This window comes from Pseudomonas sp. BP11-1-1, assembly GCF_052112105.1.
Lineage (GTDB): Bacteria > Pseudomonadota > Gammaproteobacteria > Pseudomonadales > Pseudomonadaceae > Aquipseudomonas > Aquipseudomonas alvandae.
Genome location: NZ_JAUTYU010000005.1, coordinates 113,710 through 138,629, shown reverse-complemented (window position 1 = coordinate 138,629; position 24,920 = coordinate 113,710). Strand labels below are relative to the sequence as shown.

The 24,920-nt window shown below is 61.0% G+C and carries 21 protein-coding genes; 12 read left to right on the top strand and 9 right to left on the bottom strand.

The genetic code is table 11. From position 1 onward, the window contains the following. The first annotated feature begins 133 nt into the window (after nt 1-133). The 8 genes from Q7C33_RS13040 to Q7C33_RS13005 are packed head-to-tail and all read left to right on the top strand — an operon-like array spanning nt 134 to nt 10,103. Nucleotides 134-631 carry an Hcp family type VI secretion system effector gene (locus Q7C33_RS13040; RefSeq protein ID WP_030142661.1) on the top strand — a complete coding sequence of 166 codons (498 nt, stop codon included), beginning with the start codon at nt 134-136 and terminating at the stop codon, nt 629-631. A 12-nt stretch (nt 632-643) separates the two neighbouring features. Then, a complete protein-coding gene (gene tssE / locus Q7C33_RS13035; RefSeq protein WP_407683504.1) occupies nt 644-1,087 on the top strand; it encodes a type VI secretion system baseplate subunit TssE in 444 nt (147 codons plus the stop codon). Beyond that, entirely contained in the window at nt 1,071-2,861 is a 1,791-nt protein-coding gene (gene tssF / locus Q7C33_RS13030; RefSeq protein WP_198797465.1) for a type VI secretion system baseplate subunit TssF, read from the top strand. The genes tssE and tssF overlap by 17 nt, the downstream gene beginning before the upstream one ends. Continuing rightward, nucleotides 2,825-3,850 carry a type VI secretion system baseplate subunit TssG gene (tssG, locus tag Q7C33_RS13025; RefSeq protein ID WP_217861738.1) on the top strand — a complete coding sequence of 342 codons (1,026 nt, stop codon included), beginning with the start codon at nt 2,825-2,827 and terminating at the stop codon, nt 3,848-3,850. Before tssF ends, tssG begins: the two co-directional genes overlap by 37 nt. Nucleotide 3,851: 1 nt before the next feature. After that, complete coding sequence (gene tssH / locus Q7C33_RS13020) at nt 3,852-6,395, top strand: type VI secretion system ATPase TssH (RefSeq protein WP_030142665.1); 2,544 nt, start codon at nt 3,852-3,854, stop codon at nt 6,393-6,395. 54 nt (nt 6,396-6,449) lie between these two features. Continuing rightward, entirely contained in the window at nt 6,450-7,490 is a 1,041-nt protein-coding gene (locus Q7C33_RS13015) for a LirA/MavJ family T4SS effector (protein ID WP_030142666.1), read from the top strand. A gap of 48 nt (nt 7,491-7,538) precedes the next feature. Then, nucleotides 7,539-9,548, top strand: coding sequence for a type VI secretion system Vgr family protein (gene tssI, locus Q7C33_RS13010; RefSeq protein WP_030142667.1), 2,010 nt, complete (start codon nt 7,539-7,541; stop codon nt 9,546-9,548). 12 nt (nt 9,549-9,560) lie between these two features. Further along, entirely contained in the window at nt 9,561-10,103 is a 543-nt protein-coding gene (locus Q7C33_RS13005) for a toxin-antitoxin system YwqK family antitoxin (RefSeq protein ID WP_030142668.1), read from the top strand. A gap of 142 nt (nt 10,104-10,245) precedes the next feature. Here Q7C33_RS13005 and Q7C33_RS13000 read toward each other — a convergent pair whose 3' ends face one another. Continuing rightward, nucleotides 10,246-10,641 carry a DUF4280 domain-containing protein gene (locus Q7C33_RS13000; RefSeq protein WP_030142669.1) on the bottom strand — a complete coding sequence of 132 codons (396 nt, stop codon included), beginning with the start codon at nt 10,639-10,641 and terminating at the stop codon, nt 10,246-10,248. 198 nt (nt 10,642-10,839) lie between these two features. Here Q7C33_RS13000 and Q7C33_RS12995 point away from each other — a divergent pair, with 198 nt between their 5' ends. The 3 genes from Q7C33_RS12995 to Q7C33_RS12985 all read left to right on the top strand — a co-directional run bounded on the left by Q7C33_RS12995 (nt 10,840) and on the right by Q7C33_RS12985 (nt 14,032). Further along, nucleotides 10,840-11,907, top strand: a complete 1,068-nt coding sequence (locus Q7C33_RS12995; protein ID WP_407683503.1) for a phosphotransferase family protein — start codon at nt 10,840-10,842, stop codon at nt 11,905-11,907. Nucleotides 11,908-11,931: 24 nt separating this feature from the next. Then, nucleotides 11,932-12,699 (top strand): SDR family oxidoreductase, encoded by a 768-nt coding sequence (locus Q7C33_RS12990; RefSeq protein ID WP_003180553.1) that lies wholly within the window; start codon nt 11,932-11,934, stop codon nt 12,697-12,699. 220 nt (nt 12,700-12,919) lie between these two features. Then, entirely contained in the window at nt 12,920-14,032 is a 1,113-nt protein-coding gene (locus Q7C33_RS12985) for a Gfo/Idh/MocA family protein (RefSeq protein ID WP_030141302.1), read from the top strand. Nucleotides 14,033-14,191: 159 nt separating this feature from the next. Here the strand turns inward: Q7C33_RS12985 and Q7C33_RS12980 are convergent, their stop codons facing one another. Beyond that, complete coding sequence (locus Q7C33_RS12980; RefSeq protein ID WP_030141301.1) at nt 14,192-15,622, bottom strand: FAD/NAD(P)-binding protein; 1,431 nt, start codon at nt 15,620-15,622, stop codon at nt 14,192-14,194. 676 nt (nt 15,623-16,298) lie between these two features. Continuing rightward, complete coding sequence (locus Q7C33_RS12975; RefSeq protein ID WP_018612737.1) at nt 16,299-16,862, bottom strand: helix-turn-helix domain-containing protein; 564 nt, start codon at nt 16,860-16,862, stop codon at nt 16,299-16,301. A gap of 12 nt (nt 16,863-16,874) precedes the next feature. Here Q7C33_RS12975 and Q7C33_RS12970 point away from each other — a divergent pair, with 12 nt between their 5' ends. Continuing rightward, nucleotides 16,875-17,879: a DMT family transporter gene (locus Q7C33_RS12970; RefSeq protein ID WP_407683502.1), complete on the top strand. Its 1,005-nt coding sequence runs from the start codon at nt 16,875-16,877 to the stop codon at nt 17,877-17,879. A gap of 26 nt (nt 17,880-17,905) precedes the next feature. On the opposite strand, the gene Q7C33_RS12965 is transcribed toward Q7C33_RS12970, so the two are convergent. From Q7C33_RS12965 to Q7C33_RS12940, 6 genes are all read right to left on the bottom strand, one after another. Beyond that, nucleotides 17,906-19,744, bottom strand: a complete 1,839-nt coding sequence (locus tag Q7C33_RS12965) for a bacteriocin immunity protein (protein WP_407683501.1) — start codon at nt 19,742-19,744, stop codon at nt 17,906-17,908. A 236-nt stretch (nt 19,745-19,980) separates the two neighbouring features. After that, nucleotides 19,981-20,457 (bottom strand): DUF6392 family protein, encoded by a 477-nt coding sequence (locus Q7C33_RS12960; protein ID WP_323154727.1) that lies wholly within the window; start codon nt 20,455-20,457, stop codon nt 19,981-19,983. Beyond that, complete coding sequence (locus tag Q7C33_RS12955; protein WP_187293344.1) at nt 20,457-20,606, bottom strand: hypothetical protein; 150 nt, start codon at nt 20,604-20,606, stop codon at nt 20,457-20,459. The genes Q7C33_RS12960 and Q7C33_RS12955 overlap by 1 nt, the downstream gene beginning before the upstream one ends. Nucleotides 20,607-21,062: 456 nt before the next feature. Then, nucleotides 21,063-21,539, bottom strand: coding sequence for a DUF6392 family protein (locus Q7C33_RS12950; protein WP_198797456.1), 477 nt, complete (start codon nt 21,537-21,539; stop codon nt 21,063-21,065). 136 nt (nt 21,540-21,675) lie between these two features. Further along, the gene (locus tag Q7C33_RS12945) at nt 21,676-22,152 is read right to left on the bottom strand and encodes a DUF6392 family protein (RefSeq protein ID WP_198797455.1); all 477 of its coding nucleotides are present in this window, start codon (nt 22,150-22,152) and stop codon (nt 21,676-21,678) included. Next, nucleotides 22,152-24,725, bottom strand: a complete 2,574-nt coding sequence (locus tag Q7C33_RS12940; RefSeq protein WP_407683500.1) for an S-type pyocin domain-containing protein — start codon at nt 24,723-24,725, stop codon at nt 22,152-22,154. The genes Q7C33_RS12945 and Q7C33_RS12940 overlap by 1 nt, the downstream gene beginning before the upstream one ends. Between the last annotated feature and the right edge of the window lie 195 nt (nt 24,726-24,920).

Here is a 24,920-nt window from a genome sequence, read left to right as displayed (position 1 = left end):
CTAAGCGGTCAACTCAATCTGCCTGACACACCGGGTTGTCAGGTTTAGGGCCGCTTCGCGCCCCAACGGGGATAAATCCCCTCGCCACAGGTTTTGCGTTGAACAACCCACTCGAATTCAGGAGTTCCACACAATGGATGCAATCATTCTCGACCTCGGCGGCGACATCAAGGGCGACAGCCTGCTGGAGGGTTTCACGGACAAGATCGAGGTCATGTCCTACAGCCATAACGTGGCCATGCAGGTCACCAACGACGTCAGCAACTCGGAGCGTACCTCTGGCCGGCCGCACATCGGCGAATTCACCCTGACCAAATTCGTCGACAGCTCCACCCCGTCGCTCAATGAGTATTGCTGCGCCGGCAAGCCGATCCCGCAAGCCGTCGTCACCGTCGGCCGCAACGCCGCCGAGGGCAGCGGCAAACTCATGCCGTTCATCATCTACACCCTGACCAACGTCGTGCTGTCCAACGTCAGTGTCAGCGGCGGCACCGGTGGCAAACCGGTGGAAACCCTGTCGCTGAACTTCACCAAGATCAAATGGGAGCTCACCGCGCAGAAAGACGACGGCACCAAGGAAGGCACGGCAGGCACGACCTGGGACCTGGCCGCCAACAAAATGACCAAGTAAGGAGCCGCGCCCATGGCAGGCTTAGGGCTGCGCCCGCCCCTGTTCGAACGCCTGGCCAGCCCGGCGGACGACAGCGGGCGGGCGTTCGACCGGCAGGCATTGCAAGACTCGGTGCATGCCGAACTGTCGCGCCTGTTCAATACCCGCCGCGGCCCACGGGCGCTGACCGAGCCACCGAGCATCCTCGACTACGGCATCGCCGACTGGACCGCGCTGCAACAGCAGCGCAGCGATGACCGTCGCCAGCTGACCCGGGAGATCCGCCAGGCCATCACCCACTTCGAACCGCGCCTGCGCCTGGGCGAGGTCGAGGTCTGCCCGGTGCCGGGCCATCCGCAGCAACTGTGCATACGGCTGCTGGGCGAGCTGCGGGGCGACCTGCATGCCTGGCCCGTGGCCTTTGTCATCGAGCACGCCGGCGACGGCCTTGAGGTGCGCCATGAGCGACTCGATTGACCCGCAACTGTTGGACTATTACCAACGCGAACTGACCTGGTTGCGGCATGCCGGGAGCCTGTTCGCCGAGCGCTACCCCAAGGTCGCCCGGCGCCTGGAGTTGTCCCCCGGCGAATGCCCCGATCCGCATGTCGAGCGCCTGCTGGAGGGTTTCGCCCTGTTGGCTGCACGCTTGCAACGCCGGCTGGACGACGACTACGCCGAATTCAGTGATGCCCTGCTCGAACAGCTTTATCCGTTGGCCATGCGACCCCTGCCGTCGTGCGCCATCGTGCAGTTCGAGCCCGACCCGAGCAAAGGCAATTTGAACGAGGGCTACCCCCTGCCCCGCGACACGCCGTTGTTCGTCACCACGGACAAAGGCCAGAGCATTCATTTTCGGACCACCGCCGCCGTGCATTTGTGGCCGGTGGAAATCAGCGAGGCATTGCTGCTGGGCAGCGACGAAACCCAGGCGCTGACCGGAGTGGTCCGGGGCCGCTCGGCCTTGCGCCTGGAGCTGCGGTGCCTGGGCGAAAGCCAGTGGTCGACACTGGGAATCGACTCGCTGCGGGTACACCTGGCAGCGTCACCGATCATCAACGCCGGGCTGTGCGATTTGCTGGGCGCGCACGCCATCGAGGTCCTGGCCGGTGCGCCGGGCAGCGCGCCGGAGTCGCTGACAGGCTTGCCACAGATCGTCGGCTTCGCCAGTGACCAGGTCTTGCTGCCGGATGAAGACGGCGTGCATCCTGGCATGCGTCTGCTGGCCGAGTACTTTGCCTTCCCGGATAAATTCGGCTTCTTCGACCTGCCACTGGCCGGTGCCACCAGCGACGGCCCGTCGTTGTACCTGTACATCGTTTTCGACCGCCCTCCCACCAGCCGCCTGCCACTCCAGGCCAGCGACATCGCCCTGGGCTGCACGCCCGTGATCAACCTGTTTCCCAGGACTTCCGAGCCGCTGCGCCCGGATGGCACTCGCAGCGAGTACCGGCTGGTGGCCGACAGTCATCGGGAAAACAGCGTCGAGATCCACAGCATCCGTGGCATGCGCGCCATGTCCAGCCAGGGCGTGCGCAAAGTGCCGGCCTATTACGGCAGCCAGCATGGCAGCGACCAAACCTGCTATTGGCATGCACGACGGGTCAGTGGCATGAGCCCGAACCGATTGGGCACCGACTTGATGGTCAGCCTGGTGGACACCCAGTTCGACCCGCTGGCCGAAACCCGCGACTACAGCCTCACCGCCGAACTGCTGTGCACCAATCGCCACCTGGCCCAGAGCCTGCCGGCCGGCACCCCGCTGGGTTTCGAGCGTCCGGGGCCGGTGGCCTGGGCGCGCCTGCGCAACCCACCCAGCCCGCAAAGCCTGCCGCGCCTGGACGGTGAATCGCGCTGGCGGCTGGTGTCGCAACTGACCCTCAACCATCTGTCACTGGTTGAAGGCCCCCAGGCACTGGACGCACTGCGGGAGATTCTTCAATTGCACAACCTGCGGGACGAGGCCAGCGCCCATCGCCAGATCGAAGGGGTATCGGGGCTGAGTTGCGAGCGGGTCATCGCCCACGTCGGCGAAGACGCCTGGCGCGGCTGGCGCAACGGCCTGGAGGTGCGCCTGCAACTGGATCCGCAACACTTCGTCGGCAGCAGCGCGGTGCTGTTTTCCGGGGTGCTGGCGCAGTTCTTTTCCCTTTACGCCACCGCCAATCGCTTCGTGCGCACCGTGCTGGTCCAGTCCGACAAGGAGGTGAAGACATGGCAACCCCAAGCCGGCAAACCCCTGGTGCTCTGAACCTGAGCGAGCGACTGCGGCGCGACCCGCAACGCTTCGAATGGCTCCAGGCCTTGCTGTTGCTCGAACGTGAACATCCCCAGGCCGAGCCCCTGGGCAGCGGCACCGCGCCGCACGCCGAAGCCTTGCGTCTGCGCGGGCCGTTGACGCCGCTGTTCGCCGCCAGTGAAGTCGAGAGTCTGAGCCAGGAACCCGGCCTGCCGCCAACCCTGGCCACGCCGATCTTCGGCCTCGGCGGCCCGGACGGTCCGCTGCCCTACGCCTACCAGGAATGGCTGCAACAACGGGCGCGGGCGAAGGACCATGCGCCAGCGGAATTCCTCGACCTGTTCCAGCATCGCTTGCTCAGCCTGCTCTACAAGGTGATGCGCAAACACCGCATCGCCCTGGGGTTCACGGCCCCAGGCGCATCGGCCGTACACGCGCAAATGCGTGCATTGACCGGCTTGCTGCCCAAGGCCTTGCAGGAACGCCAGGCCGCACCCGACTCGTCCGTCCTGGCCTGCACCGCGTTGTATGCCGATGGCCGCCGCTCCCTGGCTGGATTCGCAGCGATTGTCCGTGAGCAGTTCGGCTTGCCGGTAGAGTTAAGCGCCTATGAAGGTGGCTGGCGGGAAATCCCGCCCGCCAGCCGCAGTCGCTTGCAGCCAGGCGGACGCAACCTGCGCCTGGGCCGCAACGCGGTGGCCGGCACTCGGGTCTGGGACGAACACGCCGGCGTGCGCCTGACGCTGGGACCGCTGAGCGCGACCCAGGCCAACGGCTTGCTGCCCAACGGCGAAACCCATCCGCTGCTCGCCAGCCTTTATGCGCTGTATTTCGGCCCTGACCTGGATTGCACCCTGGTGCTGCTGGTCCGTGGTGCCGGGCCGCTGCAACTGGGCCGCCAGGCAGCGCCACGGTTGAACTGGAACGGCGGCCTGCAACGCCAGCCGAGCCTGGCCATGCAACGCATCGAAACCCGCCTTCGTCAGCTGGAGATTGCCTGAAATGGAACTGGCCAGCCTGATCGGACGCCTCAACCCGGACAATCGCCGAGCCCTGGAAAGGGCCGCGCAACGTTGCCTGCAACGCAGCCACCACTACGTGGAAATCGAACACCTGCTGTTGGAATTGCTGGACATCGAAGGCGGTGACTTCGCCTGCCTGTTGCCGCGCTTCGGTCTTGAACGTGATGCGGTGGCGGCGGAAACCAACAAGGCGCTGGACTTGTTCAAATCCGGCAGCACCCGCACGCCTGCCCTGTCGGCGCAAACCATCGGCCTGTTGGAAGATGCCGTGGTCCAGGCCAGCGTGTTGGGCCTGGACAGCATCCGCTCCGGGCTTTTACTGCTGGCACTGCTGGACCGTGATGAGCGCCGCAGCCTGCTGCTCAACAGCGCCTCGTCCCTGCTGCGCATCCCCCGCGATGCCCTGCGCACCCACCTATTGGAATGGACCGAAAGCTCCCGTGAGCATGTCGCTGGCATGCGCCCGGCCAAACCCGGCGAGCCTCCCCAGAAACAGGACCCGGTCCTGGACCAGTACACCCAGGACCTGACCGCAGACGCAAGGGCCGGGCGCATCGACCCCATCGTCGGCCGCGACGGCGAGATCCGCCAATGCATCGACATCCTGCTCCGACGTCGGCAGAACAACCCGATCCTGGTGGGCGCGCCGGGTGTCGGCAAGACCGCCGTGGTGGAGGGCCTGGCCCTGCGCATCGCTGCCGGGGATGTGCCGCCGTCGTTGCAGGAAGTCACGCTGCGGGTCCTCGACCTCGGCCTGTTGCAAGCCGGCGCGGGCGTCAAGGGCGAGTTCGAACAGCGCCTCAAGGGCGTGATCGATGCGGTCCGCAGCGCGGAAAAACCGATCATCCTGTTCATCGACGAAGCCCATACGCTGATTGGCGCGGGCGGTGCCGAGGGTGGCAGCGACGCGGCCAATTTGCTCAAGCCAGCCTTGGCCCGGGGCGAGTTGCGCACCCTGGCCGCCACAACCTGGCTGGAGTACAAGAAGTACTTCGAGAAAGACCCGGCCCTGGCCCGCCGCTTCCAGTTGGTCCAGGTCGAAGAGCCGGACGAGCTCACCGCCGTTGAAATGCTCCGTGGCGTGGCGAGCAAACTGGAACAGCACCACGGCGTGCAGGTGCTGGACGCAGCCATCCATGAGGCAGTGAAGCTGTCCCACCGCTATATCTCCGGGCGCCAGTTGCCGGACAAAGCCATCAGCGTGCTGGACACCGCCTGCGCCCGGGTCGCCCTCGGCCAGCACGACGTACCGCCGCCGCTGGAAAGCCTGCGCCATCGGCAGAACAGCCTCAAGGATGAAGTCGAACGCCTGCGCCGGGAACAGGCCACCGGACTGGACCATCGCGAGCGCATCACCCTGCTGGAGGGCGAGTCGGCCAGCAACGTGCAGGCCATCCGCGAACTGGAAACCCGTTGGGGCGAAGAACGCGAGGCCGTGCGCGAACTGCTCGACACCCGCCGCGAACTGCTCGCCTTGAGCGAGCGCGCCGACAGTGAAAAAGCCGACACCGAGATTGATAACCGAATCGACCACCTGGCCGCCGAACTGCTGCGCCTGGAGGCCGGCCTCGATGCCATTCGCCAGGACGACCCGCTGGTGCCCGAACAGGTGGACAGCAAGACCGTCGCCGCGGTGATCGCCGGCTGGACCGGCATCCCGGTCGGCAAGATGCTCGCCGACGAAGCCCACGCCGTGCGCACCCTCGGCCAACGCATGGGCCAGCGAGTCATGGGCCAGGGCACCGCGCTGAACACCATCGCCCAACGCCTGCAAGCCTACCGCGCCGGCCTCACCGACCCGCAGAAACCGGTCGGCGTGTTTTTGTTGGTGGGCCCCACCGGCGTGGGCAAGACCGAAACCGCCTACGCCCTGGCCGATGCCTTGTACGGCGGCGAACGCAACCTGATCAGCATCAACCTCTCGGAGTACCAGGAAGCCCACACCGTCAGCCAACTCAAGGGCGCCCCGCCCGGCTACGTCGGCTATGGCAGCGGCGGCGTGCTCACCGAAGCGGTGCGGCGCAAGCCCTATTCCGTGGTGCTACTGGATGAAATCGAAAAGGCCCACCCGGACGTGCTCGAAGCCTTCTACAACGTTTTCGACAAAGGCCTGATGGAAGACGGCACCGGCCTGGTGGTGGACTTCAAGAACACGGTGATGCTCGCCACCAGCAACGTCGGTGCCGAACTGCTGCTGGATACGCCGGTCGCGCAGTTGGGCAGCGATGCCTTCAACGAAGCGTTGCACAAGGTGTTGCTGCAAGCGTTCCGTCCGGCGTTTTTGGCGCGGATGACGGTGGTGGCGTACCGGCCGCTGGATGAAGCGACGCTGGAAGGGATCGTGCTGGCGAAGCTGGAGAAATTGCGCGGGCGCTACAAGGCCGCGACGGGCAAGCAGTTCGAGTTCGACGCCGGGATCGTCAAGGCGGTATTGGCCAAGTGCAGCGCCGCCGGGGCGCGGGATGTCGAGAACGTGCTGATGACGCAGGTGACGGGGAAGTTGGCGGAGTGGGTGTTGGAGTAAGGATCGACAAAAAACGGTTTGCAAATAACCCAAAGGGCATAGAGGGAACGCATGATGGCCAACACAGTATTTGCTAACGCGGCAGAAGCCGAAGTCAGTTTAAGAGCCAACAACTTTCGCTTTACCAAATTCGCAAACGGCGAGCGTAAAACGGCTCCGGCGCCGCTGGATGACGCTCTTTTCTATACTGCCTACTCACATATCGCGGCTTTCCTTTGCAATGACCTTCATTTCCAAACCAGTCTGACCGAGGTCTCTGCAAAGATCTGGGAACATTATCGAAGACTAACCCCGATGACGCCGAACAAGTTTACCCGGGCAATGGGGCTGGTCGCCGCCCAGTATGGATTTCAGTACCACGAAGGTTTACGTAACGATACCTCGGAGCGAGGGCTGCCCATCGCCGTGCGCCTGATCGGGGGCGATCGCTTCCTTGGCCAACTGCTACGCGCCAGTCTGTTCTGGAAAGACAGTATGGATGGCCGACATGGCGAACATACCCACAGCTTGCAATGGCTGGCCATTGCCAACGGTCTATTGGGCACAGTGGCGGAGATCCCACGCCTGTATAGCTACACCGCCGATTATCGAGCACCTTCGCAAAGCGATAAACCGGGTAAGCCGTCCCTGTTTCTCTGGCAATGGCTGGCGGATTGCTTTCCAACTGACTTGAATGGATATGCCACCGAGAAGTTCATTAACGATGAAACCCTCGAATCGCAAAGCTACCGGGCGCCGCAAGTCATCAGTGATTACTTGTTCGGGAGACATCCCAGGACCGAACAGCCGATTCCAGGGCATTTTGTTTCCAATTATCTATTTCACCGTTATAGAAATCGGGAATGGCTGCAGACCAAGGAACAGTTCAACGCCGCCAGCGGAGAAAACGAGACAGTCATCACGAAGTGGTTTACCGGTTCCATACAGACTGATGCCAAAGCTAGCGCGCCGGCTCATCGGTGGGGGCCAGCATACAAAAATGACGCGCGCCTAGTTCGTAATGCCGCAGCGGAAATAGACAAATTAAAAGAAAAAAAGCCACAGGCCATCAATAGTTTTTTTCATGGGAAGTCGGGAAAGCTCTGGTTTGGTTAGTTAAATATCGTCTAGCCAGGAATCTAGTCTATGCCTTGAGGCTGCTCCATGCCCCGTACCGTCGACATCAACACCACCCTATCCCTCACCGCCAGCTCGCTGTCGGCGCTCTACCCTGACTCATTGTCCGGCGAAGAGCGCCTCAACGCGCTGGGCTCGCACATCCTCAACGGTCTCAACGACGGCGCCTCGCTTGACCTCACCACGGCTGTCGCCAGCCATGTGACCACCACGTTGCACAAGGACGCCTTGCTGCGCCCGCTGGATTGGCTGGTAGCCGAGATCCGCCAACTGCCAGCCGACGCCACCGCCGAGCGATATCAACTCCTGCTGCGTCCATGGCTCTGGTGGTTGAGCCTGGCCAGCAACAATCGGGTGTTCCAGAACCTCGCCACGTCGGACATCGTCACCACGATTTTCAAGGCCCACGGCTTCACGGACTTCCAGCTCAAGCTCACCGGCAGCTACGCACCCCGTGAGTACTGCGTGCAATACGGCGAAACCGACCTGGCCTTCGTGTCGCGCCTGCTGGAAGAGGACGGGATTTTCTGGTTCTTCAGCCATGAAGACGGCAAGCACACCCTGGTCCTGGCCGACAGCAACGACGCCTTCGCGCCCATCCCCAATGGGCCGACGGTGAATTATCTCGGGCAGAAACTGGGGGAACGCGAGCTGCACGGCATCCGCTCAGGCCAGGTCTGCCTGCAAGCGGTGGCCGGGGTTTACCAGGCCACCGATTATGAGTTCACCACGCCGACAACATCGCTCTTCAGCCAGGCCGAAGCCGTGGCCGGGCCGAGTTCGATGTACGAACATCCGGGCAGCTATACCGCCAAGGCCCAGGGCGACGCGTTGACCAAACAGCGGGTGGACGGCCTGCGCAGCCAAGAGAAACGCTTCGTCGGCGAAAGCGATTGTCGCTGGCTGGTGCCGGGCTATTGGTTCACCCTCGCCGGTCATGAAGATGCGACGTTGAATATCGATTGGCTGGTGACGGCGGTCAGCCATGAGGCCAGCCACGACAGCTACCGCAACCGCTTCGAAGCGATCCCCAAGGCCACCGCCTACCGACCGGCTCGCATCACGCCCAAACCGCGCATGCACACCCAGACGGCGCTGGTGGTGGGCAAGGCCGGCGAAGAAATCTGGACAGACGAATATGGCCGGATCAAATTGCAGTTCCCCTGGGATCGCACCGGCAAGAACGACGAGGCCTCCTCCTGCTGGGTGCGCGTGGTCCTGCCCTGGAGTGGCAAGGGCTTTGGCATGCAATTCGTACCGCGTATCGGCCAGGAAGTCATCGTCACCTTCATCGACGGCGACCCGGACCGCCCCTTGGTCACCGGTTGCGTCTACAACGGCGACAATGCCCTGCCCTACGCGCTCCCAGCGAACCAGACCCAGTCCGGGATCAAGACGAACTCGTCCAAGGGCGGTGGCGGTTTCAACGAGCTGCGGTTTGAAGACAAGAAGGACGCCGAAGAGGTGTTTCTCCAGGCGCAAAAGGACTTCAACATCAACGTGCTCAACGACACCACCGCCACCGTCGGCCACGATGAAACCCTCACGGTGCAGAACGCCCGAACTCGCACGGTGAAGGACGGCGACGAAACCGTCACGCTGGAGAAAGGCAAGCGCAGCGTGACCATCCAGACCGGCAGCGACAGCCTCGACGTGAAGGACACCCGCACCGTGACCGTGGGCTCGGACCAGACCCACAGCACTGGCGGCAACTACGATCACAAGGTCACCGGCAATTACAGCCTGACGGTGGATGGCAACCTGACCATCAAGGTCAGCGGCACCCTCACCCTGCAAAGCGGCGGCAGCTTCGCCATCAAGAGCGGCGCGGACCTGGCCGCCCAGGCCAGCACGTCCATCAGCCAGAAGGCCGGCACCGCCTTGAGCAACCAGGCGGGGACATCCTTGGAAAACAAGGCCGGCACCACCCTGACCAACGACGCCGGCATCAGCCTGGTGAACAAGGCCGCCGCCGAACAGACCGTGGACGGTGGCGGCATGCTGACCATCAAGGGCGGCCTGGTGAAGGTCAACTGAGGAAGCGCGGCCATGGCCTCGAAGAAACTGGACGTGGAACGTGACGACAGCCAACTGAAGGGGCAACTGATCGATGGCAAGCTCGACGGCCCGTTGCAAATTGAAGAAGCACAGCGCCCGCAAGCGACACTCAACTACAGCCAGGGTGAACTGGAAGGCACCAGCACGTTGTATCACCCCAATGGCAAGGTCTCGGCCGTATTGCCGTTCGTGAAGGGCAAACTGCACGGCGTGGCGAGCTTCCATGCGGCCGAGGGCGGCTTGCAACGCCAGGCCACGTACCGCCGTGGGTTGTTGCACGGTGAGGCGAGCAACTACTTTCCAGACGGGCAACTGGCCGAGGCCGAGTTCTATCGCGACGGCGTGCGTGACGGTCATTATCGGCGCCTGCACCCCAACGGCAGCCCGGCAGTAGAAGCCCGTTACCTCAACGGCCAACTGCTGGAACCGGCCCAGGCCTATGCCGAAGACGGCCGGCCATTGGATGCCGGGGGCAAGCCGATCTCCCGGGTGCGCTGGTGGTTCAGGCGCTGGAATGATCCGGCGCAGGCATAACGATTGTCTTGCCTCTCCCCCTGTGGGAGCGAGCTTGCTCGCGATGACGCCAACACATCCAACATCACCACCCACTGACCCACCACTATCGCGAGCAAGCTCGCTCCCACAGGGGGCGGTGCAATGCCTGCAAGATTGCCGATCAGGGGATGAGCATCTGCACCTGCCCTGGCACGACGATCTTGATCACCCCGGCCCAGGTACACATCAAGGTGCTGTTGGCATCGATGGCCGGCATGTTGCCGAGCAACAGGGTCGGGGCGCCGCCGGGGATCCATGGGGCCGCGGTGGCCGGGATGCAGGGCATGGGGGTCAGCACGCCGAGTGCCGCCGCGGTGGCGGCGGCCACGGTCGGGTTCGCCAAGCTCTGGCACATACCGAACGTGGTGACGTTCACCAAGGGTATGTGATCCATGATATTCGCCGCGGGCATTCCGCCGGTCAGCAGGCGATTGACCGGGAGCACATTGAGCACCGCCGGGGCTGCGCCGAAGCTGCATTGCAAGGTCGCGGTGCCACAGACTTGCGGGCATCCCATCGCGGTTGCTCCTTTGAAAGCGACAGACTCCAAAACCTTAGCTCGCCCCTACCCGACGCGCACGGCGCGATGCATCAAGCCCGCTGATTATCCAGCAACACGCTAACCTATAAGACCCCGGCGTGCTTGTGACGCCTCCCACGCGCCATTAGATTAGCCAATGATCGATGGCCTCCAAAATAAGCAGAAGGGATAAGCATGGCAGTGACTGATCAGTCCACCCACGTGCGCGACGGTGAAGAACTCGATGCCAACCTGATCGACCCGTACCTCAAGGCCCACATTCCTGGCTTGACCGGTACGCCGGTGATCAGCCAGTTTCCCGGTGGCGCGTCGAACCTGACGTACCTGCTGGAATACCGCGAGCAGGAGTTCGTCCTGCGCCGGCCACCGTTCGGCCACAAGGCCAAGTCGGCCCACGACATGGGCCGTGAGTTCCGCATCCTCAATCAACTGCGCGAAGGTTTCCCGTACTGCCCCAAAGCCTACGTGCACTGCACCGACGAGTCGGTGATGGGCGCCGAGTTCTACGTGATGGAACGGGTCAAGGGCATCATCCTGCGCGCCGAGCTGCCGCCGGAACTGGGCTTCGACGCCGTCCGCACCGAAGCACTGTGCAAGAGCTTCATTGACCGGCTCGTCGAGCTGCACCGCGTCGACTACAACGCCTGTGGCCTGGCTGACCTGGGCAAGCCCGAAGGCTACGTGGCGCGGCAGATCCGTGGCTGGAGCGAGCGCTACGAAAAAGCCCTGACCCCCGATGCGCCCAAGTGGGAGGCGGTCAAGGCCTGGCTCAACGACAAGATGCCCGCCGATCATCCGACATCCAGCATCGTCCACAACGACTACCGCTTCGACAATGTCATCCTCGACCCGGACAACCCGATGCAGATCATCGGTGTGCTGGATTGGGAACTGACCACCCTCGGCGATCCGCTGATGGACCTGGGCAACAGCCTGGCCTACTGGATCGAGGCCAACGACCCGGCACCGGTGCAACTGATGCGCCGTCAGCCAAGCCACGCGCCGGGCATGCTGACCCGCCGCGAATTCGTCGATTACTACGCCGAGCGCGCCGGAATCCGCATCGACAACTTCGACTTCTACTACACCTACGGACTGTTCCGCCTGGCCGGTATTGTCCAACAGATCTACTACCGCTTCTTCCATGGCCAGACCCAGGACAAACGCTTCGCGCAGTTCGTTCAGATGAACAAACTGCTGGAGCAGATGAGCCTGCAGGTCATCAGCAAATCCACGCTCTGAGCGCACCTATAACAAGGAAACAGCATGTCCAAGACCCAGTTGTTCGACCTCGACGGTAAAATCGCTTTCGTTTCCGGCGCCAGCCGTGGCATCGGCGAGGCCATCGCCAAACTGCTGGCCCAGCAAGGCGCCCACGTGATCGTTTCGAGCCGCAAGCTCGACGGTTGCCAGCACGTCGCCGATGCGATTATCGCCGCTGGCGGCAAGGCCACCGCCATCGCCTGCCACATCGGCGAGATGGAACAGATCAGCCAAGTGTTCGCCGGTATCCGCGAGCAGTTCGGGCGCCTGGACATCCTCGTGAACAACGCCGCCACCAACCCGCAGTTCTGCAACGTGCTGGACACCGACCTGGGTGCGTTCCAGAAAACCGTCGACGTGAACATCCGCGGTTACTTCTTCATGTCGGTGGAAGCCGGCAAGCTGATGCGCGAGAACGGCGGCGGCAGCATCATCAACGTGGCGTCGATCAACGGCATCTCGCCGGGCATCTTCCAGGGCATCTACTCGGTGACCAAGGCCGCGGTGATCAACATGACCAAGGTCTTTGCCAAGGAGTGCGCGCAGTTCGGCATCCGTTGCAACGCCCTGTTGCCGGGCCTGACCGACACCAAGTTCGCCTCGGCGCTGGTGAAGAACGACGCCATCCTGAAGACCGCCCTGGCGCAAATCCCCCTCAAGCGCGTGGCCGACCCGAGCGAAATGGCCGGCGCGGTGCTGTACCTGGCCAGCGATGCGTCGAGCTACACCACGGGCGTGGCGTTGAATGTGGATGGTGGGTTCCTTTCCTGACAGTGAGCCCTGTGAAAGACCCTGTGGGAGCGAGCTTGCTCGCGATAGCGCTGCATCAGTCAGCACTTGTGTAACTGATGCAGCGCTATCGCGAGCAAGCTCGCTCCCACAGGGGATCTTCAATGCTCGCACATTGAATATTTATTCCAATATTTGCAATTAGAGAATATTTATTCCATAAAGAGCCCTTCTGACAATAAAAACTCAAAGGGCTCTTCTCATGCGTGAACTCGGCATCGGTCTGATTGGCACCGGCTTCATGGGCCGCGCCCATGCCTTGGCGTTCCATAATGCCAAGGCGGTGTTCGACCTTCCCCTGAACCTGACGCTCGCGGCCTTGGCCGACGCCGATCCGCAGCGTGCCCGCCAGTGCGCCCAGAGCTGGGGATTCGAAACGGCCCACAGCGACTGGCAACGGCTGATCGACGACCCGAAGGTTCATCTGGTCGCCATCACCACCCCCAACCACCTGCATTTCCCGATGGCCATGGCCGCGCTAGCGGCGGGCAAACCGGTGTACTGCGAAAAGCCCCTGGCGGTCTCCCTGGAACAGGCCGAGCAGATGCGCCAGGCAGCCAAGGCTGCTGGCGTGGTAACACGGGTCGGTTACAACTACCAGCACAACCCGATCATCCAGTTGGCGCGTGACATGATCCAACGCGGCGAACTGGGGCGGATCATCAGTTTCCAGGGCGAATTCAGCGAAGATTTCATGGCCGAACCGACCTCACCGTGGTCATGGCGTTGCGAAGCGAGCCATGCCGGCGGCGCACTGGCGGACCTGGGCAGCCACTTGCTGGCCATGGCCCGGCACTTGTTGGGCGATGTCGAAGCGGTGTGCGCCGACAGCCAGACCGTGCACAACCAACGCCCTGCCAGCGTAGGCAATGCCGAACAACGCGCCATTGCGGTCGATGACCAGGTCCACGCGCTGCTGCGTTTCGCCAACGGTGCCCGGGGCACGGTGAGCAGCAGTTGGCTCAAGCATGGCTACAAGAATCACCTGAGTTTCGAGATCAGCGGCACCCTCGGCACCCTGGCGTTCGATCAGGAACGACTGAACGAACTGCGCGTCTGCCGCGCCGGCCAGCCCGGCTTCCAGCGTTTGCTGGCCGGCCCGGATCTGCCCGGCTATGCCGCGTTCAGCCCAGCCGCCGGGCACCAGTTGGGCTACAACGAATTGAAGACATTGGAAGTGCAGGAACTGATCATGGCGCTCGCCGGCGAAGGCGCCAGCGGGACGGACTTCGAAGAGGCCTGGGAAGTGGAGCGGCTGGCGGCGGCGATTCGCCTGGCGGCACTGGAACAGCGTTGGGTGAGGGTGAGCGAATAGTCACGGCCCGCCGCTGACCTGCTTTTGTGGCGAGGGGATTTATCCCCGTTGGGCCGCGGAGCGGCCCTGAAATATACCTGACACACCGAGGCGTCAGGTCTTAGGGGCGCTTCGCACCCCAGCGGGGATAAATCCCCTCGCCACAGGATGTGTATTGCTTCAACGCTGGGCTTGGAGTTCAGCCAACCGTGCCGCCAACGCCTTGGCCTGGCTCGCCACATCAGTCACCGCCGTGCTCTCCCACCACATCCCCCGCAATGGCGGGCCCATGGCGAACAAGCGGTCGGCCGGCTCGCCCTGGATATCCAGCACCGCGCCATCAGCGCGCGCGGCGATACCCAGTGCCAACGGCCCCGGTCGGATCAGCCCCCGCGCCAACAACTGCTGCGGCAACGGCCGGGCAACCCGACGCCAGTCATATTCAATGCCGCTGGAGTTGATCAACGCGGCGCCCTGCACCACTTCCAGTCCAGCCTCGCCCCGTCGGCGAATGTTGATTGCCACCGACCCTTCGCCAGACGATACAAGCCCCTTGTACGAAGCCGCCTGAATCCGCAGCCGCCCTTCCCCATGCAAACGCGCCACCAGTTCCGCGCTCAACGGCGGCGAGCGATGATGATGACTCTCCCACCACGGCCGCACATGCCGCACGAACTGCCGGCGCTGTACATCGCTGGCCTGATTCCACAAACGCCCGATATGGGCGCGCACCGTGTCCAGCGGCGCCTGCCAATCGATGCCCTGGGCTTGGGCCTGGCGGCATTGCTCACGCAGGGCTCGCATCAACTGGCGTGGCGAACGCAGGGTGTGATCTTCGGCGAGGAAATCCACCCAGGCCGGTGGTTGGCGGCGCACATGGGGCAGCAGGCCGTGGCGGGAAAACACTTCGATCGGCCCGCGATGCCCAGCCTGTTCCAAAGACACCACGGCATCGACCATGGTCAGCCCCGAGCCGATGATCAACACCGTGGACTGCGGATCGAGCTGGCGCATGGCGGCTACATCCCAGGGATCCAGCGCCGCCGCGTTCAAGCCGCTCGATTCAGTTTGTGGGGTTCGCGCCGCCGGAAACATGCCGGTGGCGAGCACGGCAAAGCGTCCCTGCAGGACTTGTCCGTCGCCGAGTGTCACTCGTACGGCATCATCGATGACCTGCAAATCGACGGCCTCTGCGCGCACGTGCTCCGCCACCGAACCATTACGCGCGCCAAGCGCACGAGCCTCGGCCAACCGTTGTTGTGCGTAGAGGCCGAATATTCCACGGGGCGGGAACAACTCGCTGATGGGCACGTGTTGCTGATCCGACTCGGGCCAGCCTCCGGCCTTGATGAACGCGGTGAGCCATTGGGTCAAGTCATCGGCGTTGTCCGGGTCGACACTCATGCGGGCCGCGTTTCCATTCAAGGTATGGCCCAGTTCCACGGCACTGTACGCCTCGCCCCGGCCCAACTCGCTACGCGGCTCGACAATCAGCACTTCGCGCCGGCCCGGCAAGCGCAGCAATTGCGCAGCGAGCATGGCACCACTCAAGCCACCGCCGATGATCAAGACATCGGCGGAACGGGAAATCGAGGTTGGCACTTCAGTCATCGAACGCTTCCGCCGTGAAAACAGCCTGCACCCAGGTCGGTTATCGTTCGCGTCTCATGGGACCAGGGGCGCCAAGCAACGAAACGACGAGACGCTACCTTACTGCCATCGCCTGATGCTCCGGAAGCGTTCTTTGGTAGCAAACGAGTGACAGCTGTTTATAACTCGGCCAGCAGCCGATGACGGAGGGATAACCTGCGCGTTGGACTTTCAAGTCACAACGGCATATTCCCGCAACGGAGAGTCGTACAGATCATTGTTTTGGATCTGAACCACGTACTTCAACCGTACCCAACTTCCTGGCGCCAAGGAGTAGTCCCAACAAAGCATGTGCCAACACACCTCCCTCTCCTCCAGCAAGTCCTGAGTGATGACCATTGGCGAGCTGAAGAACTCGCCCAAGGGTGTATAGAGATGAAAGTTGATTCTATCCCCCGGCTCGGCGGTCCCTGGAATGGGTGCGATAACCTTGCAGTCGTCGAGAAGATCGCAAGGCACGCATCCGTTCAAGGCTCGCTTTATTCGAGGCGGTAGAAACATTGGATCTACCTGCGCAAACGCCACCCCGTCTTTGGTTTCCATCGTAAGAATTTCGGTGTATTGATCGGCTTTTGATAATAAAAAACCTGTCCACAAGCAGCTACTGTCAGATCTGACAGGTACATGCAATGGGAACTTAGATCACCACATTGCGCACAAACCGCGCCGCCACCGGACCATCGTTGCGATAGGCATGGGGCTGGTTGCTGGCAAACATGAAGAACTCACCGACGCCTATGCGGCGCTCCTCGCTGCCCAGCAGCAACGTCAGGCAGCCTTCGAATACATAAAGCTGTTCGCTCCATCCATCTGCGTCGCACTCGGAATGGTAATGCTCGCCCGGCTCCAGCCGCCATTCCCAGAGTTCTACCTCACGGCTGGCGGTGGCCTTGGCGAGCAACACAGCTTTGCTGCCCGGGATCACACCGGCCCAGACCAGTTCGTTGATTCGGCTCGGATCGCGGGCTTCGGGGGCCTGGATCAAATCGCTGAAAGCCACATCCAAGGCTTCGGCAACCCGGTCCAGCGTCGTCAAGCTGACGTTCTTTTCGCCGGCCTCGATGGCCACCAGCATCCGTCGGCTGACTCCCGACAGTTCGGCCAGCGCCGTCTGGCTGAGTTCGGCCGCATGCCGCAGACGACGGACGTTTTGGCTGACGTGTTGCAGGACGGAGGCCCGTTGGCCGGATTCTTTGTGCACTATATTGCTCACATGGCTAGGTTGCGCATTATACTGCCCAACTTCGGGCGCATTGTGCGTCCGCCTCAAGTAGCGCGCAAGGTCATGGCATCGTTGAATTCCCCGCAAGCATCCTCCCGCCTCCCAAGGTTCAGCAAGGCCGAATGCGTGCTGGTGCTGATCACCATGATCTGGGGCGGAACGTTCCTGTTGGTGCAGCACGCCATGACGGTCAGCGGACCGATGTTCTTCGTAGGCTTGCGCTTCGCCGCGGCGGCGGCGTTTGTCGCGTTGTTCTCCTGGCGGCATCTTCGCGCGCTGACGCTGTTCGAACTCAAGGCTGGATGTTTCATCGGCGTAGCAATCATGCTCGGCTATGGCCTGCAGACGGTTGGCCTGCAAACCATCCCCAGCAGCCAATCGGCGTTCATCACAGCACTTTACGTGCCGTTCGTGCCGTTGCTGCAATGGCTGGTGCTGGGCCGGCGGCCAGGACTGATGCCAAGCATCGGCATCATGCTGGCGTTCACCGGGCTCATGTTGTTGTCGGGCCCCGCCGGTGCATCACTTAATTTCAGTTCCGGTGAAATAGCCACGCTGATCAGCGCCATCGCGATCGCAGCCGAGATCATCCTGATCAGTACCTACGCCGGCCAGGTCGATGTACGCCGGGTGACGGTGGTGCAACTGGCCAGCACGGCGGTGCTGGCCTTCCTGATGGTGGTGCCGACCCAGGAAATGATCCCTAGCTTTTCCTGGCTGCTGCTGGTCAGCGCCGTCGGCCTGGGCGCCGCCAGCGCGGCGATCCAGGTGGCGATGAACTGGGCCCAGAAAAGCGTCTCGCCGACCCGCGCCACGCTGATCTATGCCGGCGAACCGGTATGGGCCGGCATCGCGGGGCGGCTGGCGGGTGAGCGGTTGCCGGCGATTGCGTTGCTCGGGGCAGGCTTGATTGTGGCGGCGGTGATTGTCAGTGAGTTGAAGACTCGGAACAAAGGTGTTGTCGAGGTGGATGAGGGGCTTGAGCGGGAGGGCTGAGCCGCTCATGCCCAAGCCGTCCGGTTTCAATATTTAATAATCAGGTTATCGAGATCGTAGACGCCACCGCCCTGTGTGACGTCGACGCGGTGCAGAATGCGCAGCGCACGGTTGTCTTCAGGCAACTCACTGCGGGGCGCCAAACCGCTGAGTAGCAACGCCCTGTTGTCGATGTTGAATTGGGCGTTCAACGCCGGCACGGCCGCAACGGCCTTCCAGAATGCACGCTTGAACAGATCGAAACGCTCGAAGACTTGCCCGCGCAATGGGTCGGCAACCGATGCAGGGACCGAAGCGCCCTGGCTGCTCAAGGCCTGCGTTTGCCAGTCGTCAGCCTCCGCGTGCCCTTCTCCGCTCACGACCCCCGGACAATCCCGACGGTCATTGAACAGCACATAGACCGGCTCCAGGCCGGAATCCGGCGGGAACACCACGACATAGTCATCGAATCGCACCTCTTCGGCGGAGTCGAACAAGGCCAATTCCGGCACCGGTGACGAGCGGGCAAAACCAGTGGAATCGAGCCTATCCGGCTTTGGCGCCACCGACGCTTCCAGGCCATCATGTAGTTCTGTCCACTCAATAACGGAAGGCTGCGGGCCATCGCTCGTGAATCGATAGGCCCTCTCGCCTTCCTGCCAAACTGCGGGCCTGACACGAACCTTCGCAGGCACCCCTCCGGCACTGGGCGTGATATAGACCTCAAAAAGCTCGCGTATCTCTTTTAGCCCATACGACAGGCTGCCATGTTTCACGGCAGCCGTCGTGGTACTCATCCGCAGCGGTAACTCCACGTTGCCATGCTGGGCGGCAAGTACCTGCCAATCGGGATCGATCAGAGCAAGTTCGGTCAACGCAGCGCAGAAGCCAAAACGCACGGCCTTCGCTCGGCTGGCGAACCTGAAGCTCAGCACGCCGGCGTATTGCCCTGAATGTTCCGGCGCTCCGTCACTCAACGACCAATTGAACTCGGCGACTGCGGAACGGAGCGCCTTTTGCAGGGCCGTTCGCTGGAGGGGGACCAAAGGCTGCGCGTTACTGACCAATAGTTTCGGGCATTCCAGATTGTCGGCTGCGGACACACGAAATAAAACGGCGCCAAGATCCGCTGCCCGCGAACGCACCAAGTGCTCCCAAGCGTTATCCAGCGCGGTTTCGGCCTTGAGATGTAGTTCAGCATGACGCTGGGAGATAAGCGCCAAACGTGCGACATAATGACTGTGGTTGGCGATGGCCTGCTGCAAATTGGCTTGCCAGATGGTCTTATCCGCCTGGTTGTGGGCGAGATTCTGCTGGGCCCAATTCTTGGCGAATTCAACGGTCATCTTATCGCGCTCAAATGTACGTACGGCCATGAGCAGCTCATGTTGAGCGTGCTCGATATGACGAATGTCTTTCTCCATAGGGCCCAGCGTCGCGTTCGGACTCTGCTCCGCCAGCGACCGGATGGCGCTCCCAAGCAGCGTGAAGGCCGATTCTATCTTCTGCTCCGCAGCGGCAATTTCCCCAGCTATCCGCCGCGCCTTGGCAAGTTCTTGCGTGGCTCTCGCCGTGGCGCGTCCAACATGGCTCAACGTGGGCGCAGGCTTGACCGGCGCGGGAAGCGCTCCGCCCTTGAACGCAATGATGTTTTTCTCGTGGTGCCAGTGTTTAACCTCATGGACAACGCCTGCCGGGGAGTTGCGGTTCGTCGTGTCCTGCGGATAAAAAAGCAGATCCGCGCCCTTGGGATGACCTACGATACGGTCAAAATGATTGATTAGTTGATCGTGCGTTTCCTTGCGCATGTCGGCGTTCCATATTTTTTCGACAAACGTTTGAAACTCGGACTCGGTGTAATCCTGGAGTTTGGGTTTAAGTTCCATCTTTGGTTTTTCCTTTTTTAAGCATGCGCCCTTGATGACGCACCTACTCGCGGGGGGATTGAGCAGGTGCGTTCAGAGGATGATTTATTTGTATTTAACGCCGAGTTTGTTATGCCGGGCGCGCCAGTGTTGCTGCCTCGGCGCAACGATCACACTATTGCCCCTGGCATATACAGCTTCTCCGGCTGCTTGGTCCATCTCTATGCCACAAAATAAACCAGCAACAACGTCACCCATCAGAAATGCCCTTTATCGATTAAAGTGAAGACCAAGGTCTTCACTCTCATATCCTGGGTATATTGAAAAATAACCTTTTTACCCGGATACCGTTCTGGGTCCAATGGGTACGAATCCCACCCCCCGGTCATCCCTATCGGCACGGGCATTTTTATGGGGCCTTTCGATGCCATCGGCTTCCCGAACATGGCATGAACATCAGACTGCGTCATTTGTGCCATATAGAGAGCAGGGAGCTCGCCTTTATACTCCTTCGTCGAAGGTGTAGTTCGTATGAGGGTAACGAAAAGCGTCTCGAGCCTCCTCGTCTCCCGCCAGAACTCCAACTCAATACCCGGTTCCAGTTCAAGCTCAAGACGATCTCGCCCCTCATACATTTCGGTCAATGTTTGGTCGGGAAGTACGCCCTGCCCTACCAGTACCTCGTGCGAAGTTCCGATACGTTCGATGAGCACTTCAAATTCAAAAACATTCATCAATACCACCCCTGTTTTTTATGCAAATCGTGCAACAACTTTAGGGCCGCTTCTATATCTGACTCTGATGCACCAGACTCCACAAGACCCGGTTTTAGTGCTGCTAGGTTACTGTTCACTGCTATTTCCAAATCTGCAGCATCATTCATGCTCTTCTCCAAACTGTTGCGTCCACCATACGTATCACTGAATGTGCGATGGACACTTGAAGGAACGGCAATGCACGGTGCCCGTCGGATCGCTTCCCGGATTTCGAAGGGGCTCATATCGTAACCGTTCATACGAATATGAAACTCCAACGCCTTCCTAGACGGTATGTGATCAATATCCAACCCATCCCCCCTACTCCGACCACTGAGTTCGTTATACGGCCCCACCTCCAAGGGTTCCACAGGAGGCCCGACAAACACCAACCCTGGCGAGGGCAACTCCATATCCCCCGGGTACCCGGGAATACTCGCACCGGCTTGCCCTTCGTCAACAGCCGAAAACGTTCAATCTTACGGAGGCAGAGGGACGATCAGCTATCTCAAATATGACGACTCTCTTTGGTCATTCCTGGTCGGCCGGATAAGTTCTCCCTTGTCCATACAAGCTAAGTTACCTCAAGAGTGACCTGTATCTAGCAAGGTAAAAACCAAGGTATTTACTTTCATATCAACGCCATATTGAAATACAACCTTTTTACCAAAATACCGCTCTGGATCCAGTTGGTAGGACTCCCACCCTCCTGTCTGCCCGATCGGTAGCGGCATTTTAATGGGACCTTTTGATACCATCGGCTCGCCAAAAATCGCGTGCACATCAGCTTGTGTCATCTCCCGAACATAGGGGGCGGGAAGCTCGCCCTGATATGCAGATGTTGAAGGTGTGGTTTTTCTGAGCGTAATGAAAAGGGTTTCAAGTTTTTTCGTCTCTCGCCAGAAGTCCATATTGATACCAAGCTCTGGCTTAAACCCCAATCGATCCCGACCTTCATACATTTCAATCAACTGCCAATCCGGCAGGAGCCCCCGACTTATCAAGGTCTCATGACTACTTCCAATACTTCCAATAAGCTCTTCAAGCTCAACTTTCTTCATTAATACCATCCTTGTTTTTTATGAAGGTCATGTAGTGATTTCTGAGCTGCATTTAGCTCCGCCTCCGAAAAACCTGACTGGACAAGTCCCGGTTTAAGCGCTGCGGAAAAAGTGATGCAACGCACTCATCACCTGATCAAAGGTGCCCTTTATCTATCAAAGTGAAGACCAAGGTTTTCACTCTCACATCCTGGGTATATTGAAAAACAACCTTTTTACCGGGATACAGTTCTGGGTCCAACGGGTACGAATCCCACCCCCCGGTCATCCCTATCGGCACTGGCATTTGTATGGGGCCTTTCGATGCCATCGGCTCCCCGAAAATCGCATGAACATCCGCCTGGGTCATTTCCGACACATAGGGAGCAGGAAGCTCGCCTTTATACTCCTTCGTCGAGGGTGTGGTTCGTATGAGTGAAACGAAAAGCGTCTCGAACCTGCCCGTCTCCCGCCAGAAACCCAGATCTATACCCGGTTCGGGTTCAAGCCAAAGTTGATCGTCCCCTTCAAAAATTTCGGTCAATGATTGATCGGGCAATATGCCCTCGTTTACCAACATCTCGTGTTGACGTCCAATACGTTCAATTAGCACTTCAAGTTCAAAAGCTTTCATCAATACCACCCTTGTTTTTTATGCAGTTCATGCAACGATTTCAGGGCGGCATCTATATCTGACTCTGACGCTCCAGACTCAATAAGCCCCGGCTTAAGCGCTGCCAAATTACTGTTCACCGCCGCCTCCAGATCCGCAGCGTCATTCATGCTTTTCTCCAAACTGTTGCGCCCACCATACGTCTCACTGAATTTCCGATGAACACTTGAAGGAACGGCAATACACGGCGCCTGTCGGAGGGCATCCCGGATTTCCAAGGGCCTCATATCTTTATAGTTCATATGAATATAGGCCTTCAGCGCCTTCCTAGACGGTATGTGATCAATATCCAACCCATCCCCTCTGCTTCGGCCACTGAGCTCGTTATACGGCCCCACCTCCAAGGGTTCCACTGGAGGGCCGGCAAACACCAACCCCGGCGAGGGCAACTCCATATCCCCCGGGTACCCGGGAATACTCGCACCGGCCTGCACCGGATCGACAGCCGGAAACGTCTCGTTTTCCGGTAGGACGGGGACTACGGGTTTGCCGGGATATTCCTGCGAAAGCGGTGGCGTGACCGGCAGAGTGGTCGGGCCGAGCTGTTCGATGCCCGGCGGAACCAAAGGCGTTCGGGTACCGTGGCCGATGGGAGGCGCCGGCCAGGGGATGACCGCCGGGACGATGCCCGGCCTGCCATGCAGGCTGTTGGGCGTGGTAACGCTGATGCGGTCGAGGTTGAATGGGTTTTCGCCCAGCTCCGCCCGCTCCTGGTAACGCAGTTCGAATTCGCGACGCTCACCCACCCATGTGCTTTTCGGCGCATAGGGCGCAAAGCCGCGTTCGATGCGTTTCTGGTTGATCTCGTCTGTGTTTGCCCACCGCGTCGGATGCTCGGCGAGCGTGCGCCATAACGCCTGGTCGAAGGCGCTGAACGACTTGATCTCCTGCGCCCGCATCGAGTGGCCGATGGGCTCGGGGATGGCCGCGCCTTGTGCCTGGCTAGCACCGTTCCACCAATCGTTCGCTGCCGGTTTGCCAGTGCCGGTGACGATCCCCGAGCCCAACGGTGGCGCTTCGAAAGAGAAGTAGGTCGGCGGCATGCCAGGCACGCAGACGATGCAGTCCTGGATGCGCAGGTCCACGCCCACGGGCAGGGTTTGTACCTGGACCGCCGGCAACGTCATCCCAGGCGGGCTTTCGGGGGCAGCCTGCGTAATCGTGTCGGCAGTGAATTGCAAATGCCGTGTTGGAAAGCCGGGCACTTCAGCGTTGTACAGACCGGTCAACGGGTCGAGCGCGGCGTTGATGACCGGCACCCGCGCGCCAATGCCCTCGCCAACGCTGGCGGCATGGATAGCGGTACCTTGCGCCGTGGTTTCAGGCTTGAGCCTGTAGGCCACTTCAACCGAGCCACCGGCATCGGCCGCGCGCTGCAACGCCTGGTCGTCTGCAAGGCCCAAGGCCTGCGCGGGTATCCCAACTCCTTGAAAGAGGCGCCTGCGCTGTTCCGGTGTCAGTTCAGCGTCGCCCAGCACCGGCGAATAAACCATGGCCGTGATGAAGACCGGTCCCGTGCGGGCCAGGATCCGTCCATAGGCCATGAGTTCCGCGACGCCGGCCTCGATGGATTTCTCCAGTATCGCTGCGGCTTGCTGGGCAACGAAAACCGTCTCGCGAGTCAGGACCATCCCACCTGCGGCCAGGGCTGAGGTGGGCACGCTCAGGGTATGCGCTTGCTTGAAACGCTGGTATCGAGTGCTTTCGTCAACTTGCTGCTTGAAGCGGATGCGCTCCGCCCGTTGCTCAGCGTATTGCCGCTGGCGTTCACTGACCGCGTCCCGTTCACGCCAAACGACAGTTTGCTCGGCATGGTGCCTGGCCAGGGCGTTGGATTTTTCGCTCAAGGCCTTGATTTGCTCGGAAAGCAACCGAGCTTCTTGGCCTGCGACGTAAGCCTGTTCCCAGAGTCGGTGACCGTCATCCAGCGCGGCACCGAATTGATCCAGTCGCGCGCGGTAGTCATCGACCGAACGGGACAGCGGATCCTGTCCGTCAAAGACACGGGCGGCGAGATTCTTCGCGTTGAATTCTTGGGACTTGCGGGCGATCAGCCCGTCAATCTCATTTTTTTCCTTGGTAATGGTGTAAAGCAGCCAGCGCTCGGTTGAGTTCGAGGTGGGCGGTCGTTTTGCAGCCGAGATTTCTTTTTGCAACGCGGCGTCGAGTTGTGACCGTTTGCTCGCGAAGTTTCGATCCACCTCGGCCCGGGTGGTGGTGTGGCGCTGCACCATGGTTGCCAACGCCTGTTGACGCGCCTGCTCTTTAGCCTTCGCGGCCGCAGCGGCCTTGGCGTTTGCAGCGTCGGCCTTGGCTTTCGCAGCGGCTTTCGCTGCTTCGGCCTGGCGTTTGAGCGTAGCTTGCCGCCTCTTTGCCATCCCCTTGGCTGAACGCCTTGGGCCGCCTGTCGCGCCGACGCGGTTTCCCCCGAAGCCGCCGCCATAGCCGCCCCCGGAACCGCCGCCCGATGAAGGACGTCCCGGCCGGATGACGACAGAGCCGTCCGATCCATCTCCAGATGTTTCCTTTGCCATACAGTTCTCCTTTTCTGTATGGCGCAGCATGGCGATGGAGCGATGCCCGGGTGCGGTACATAGGTACCGCACCCGGATTCCGTTTTTGGGCTAAGAGCGCTTCGATATCCGCGACCAATCCCCACAGCCCGCCACTGACCGAAACAACCCTAAATAGGAAAATCCATCTAACTTGTAGGATTCTGCGACACCCTC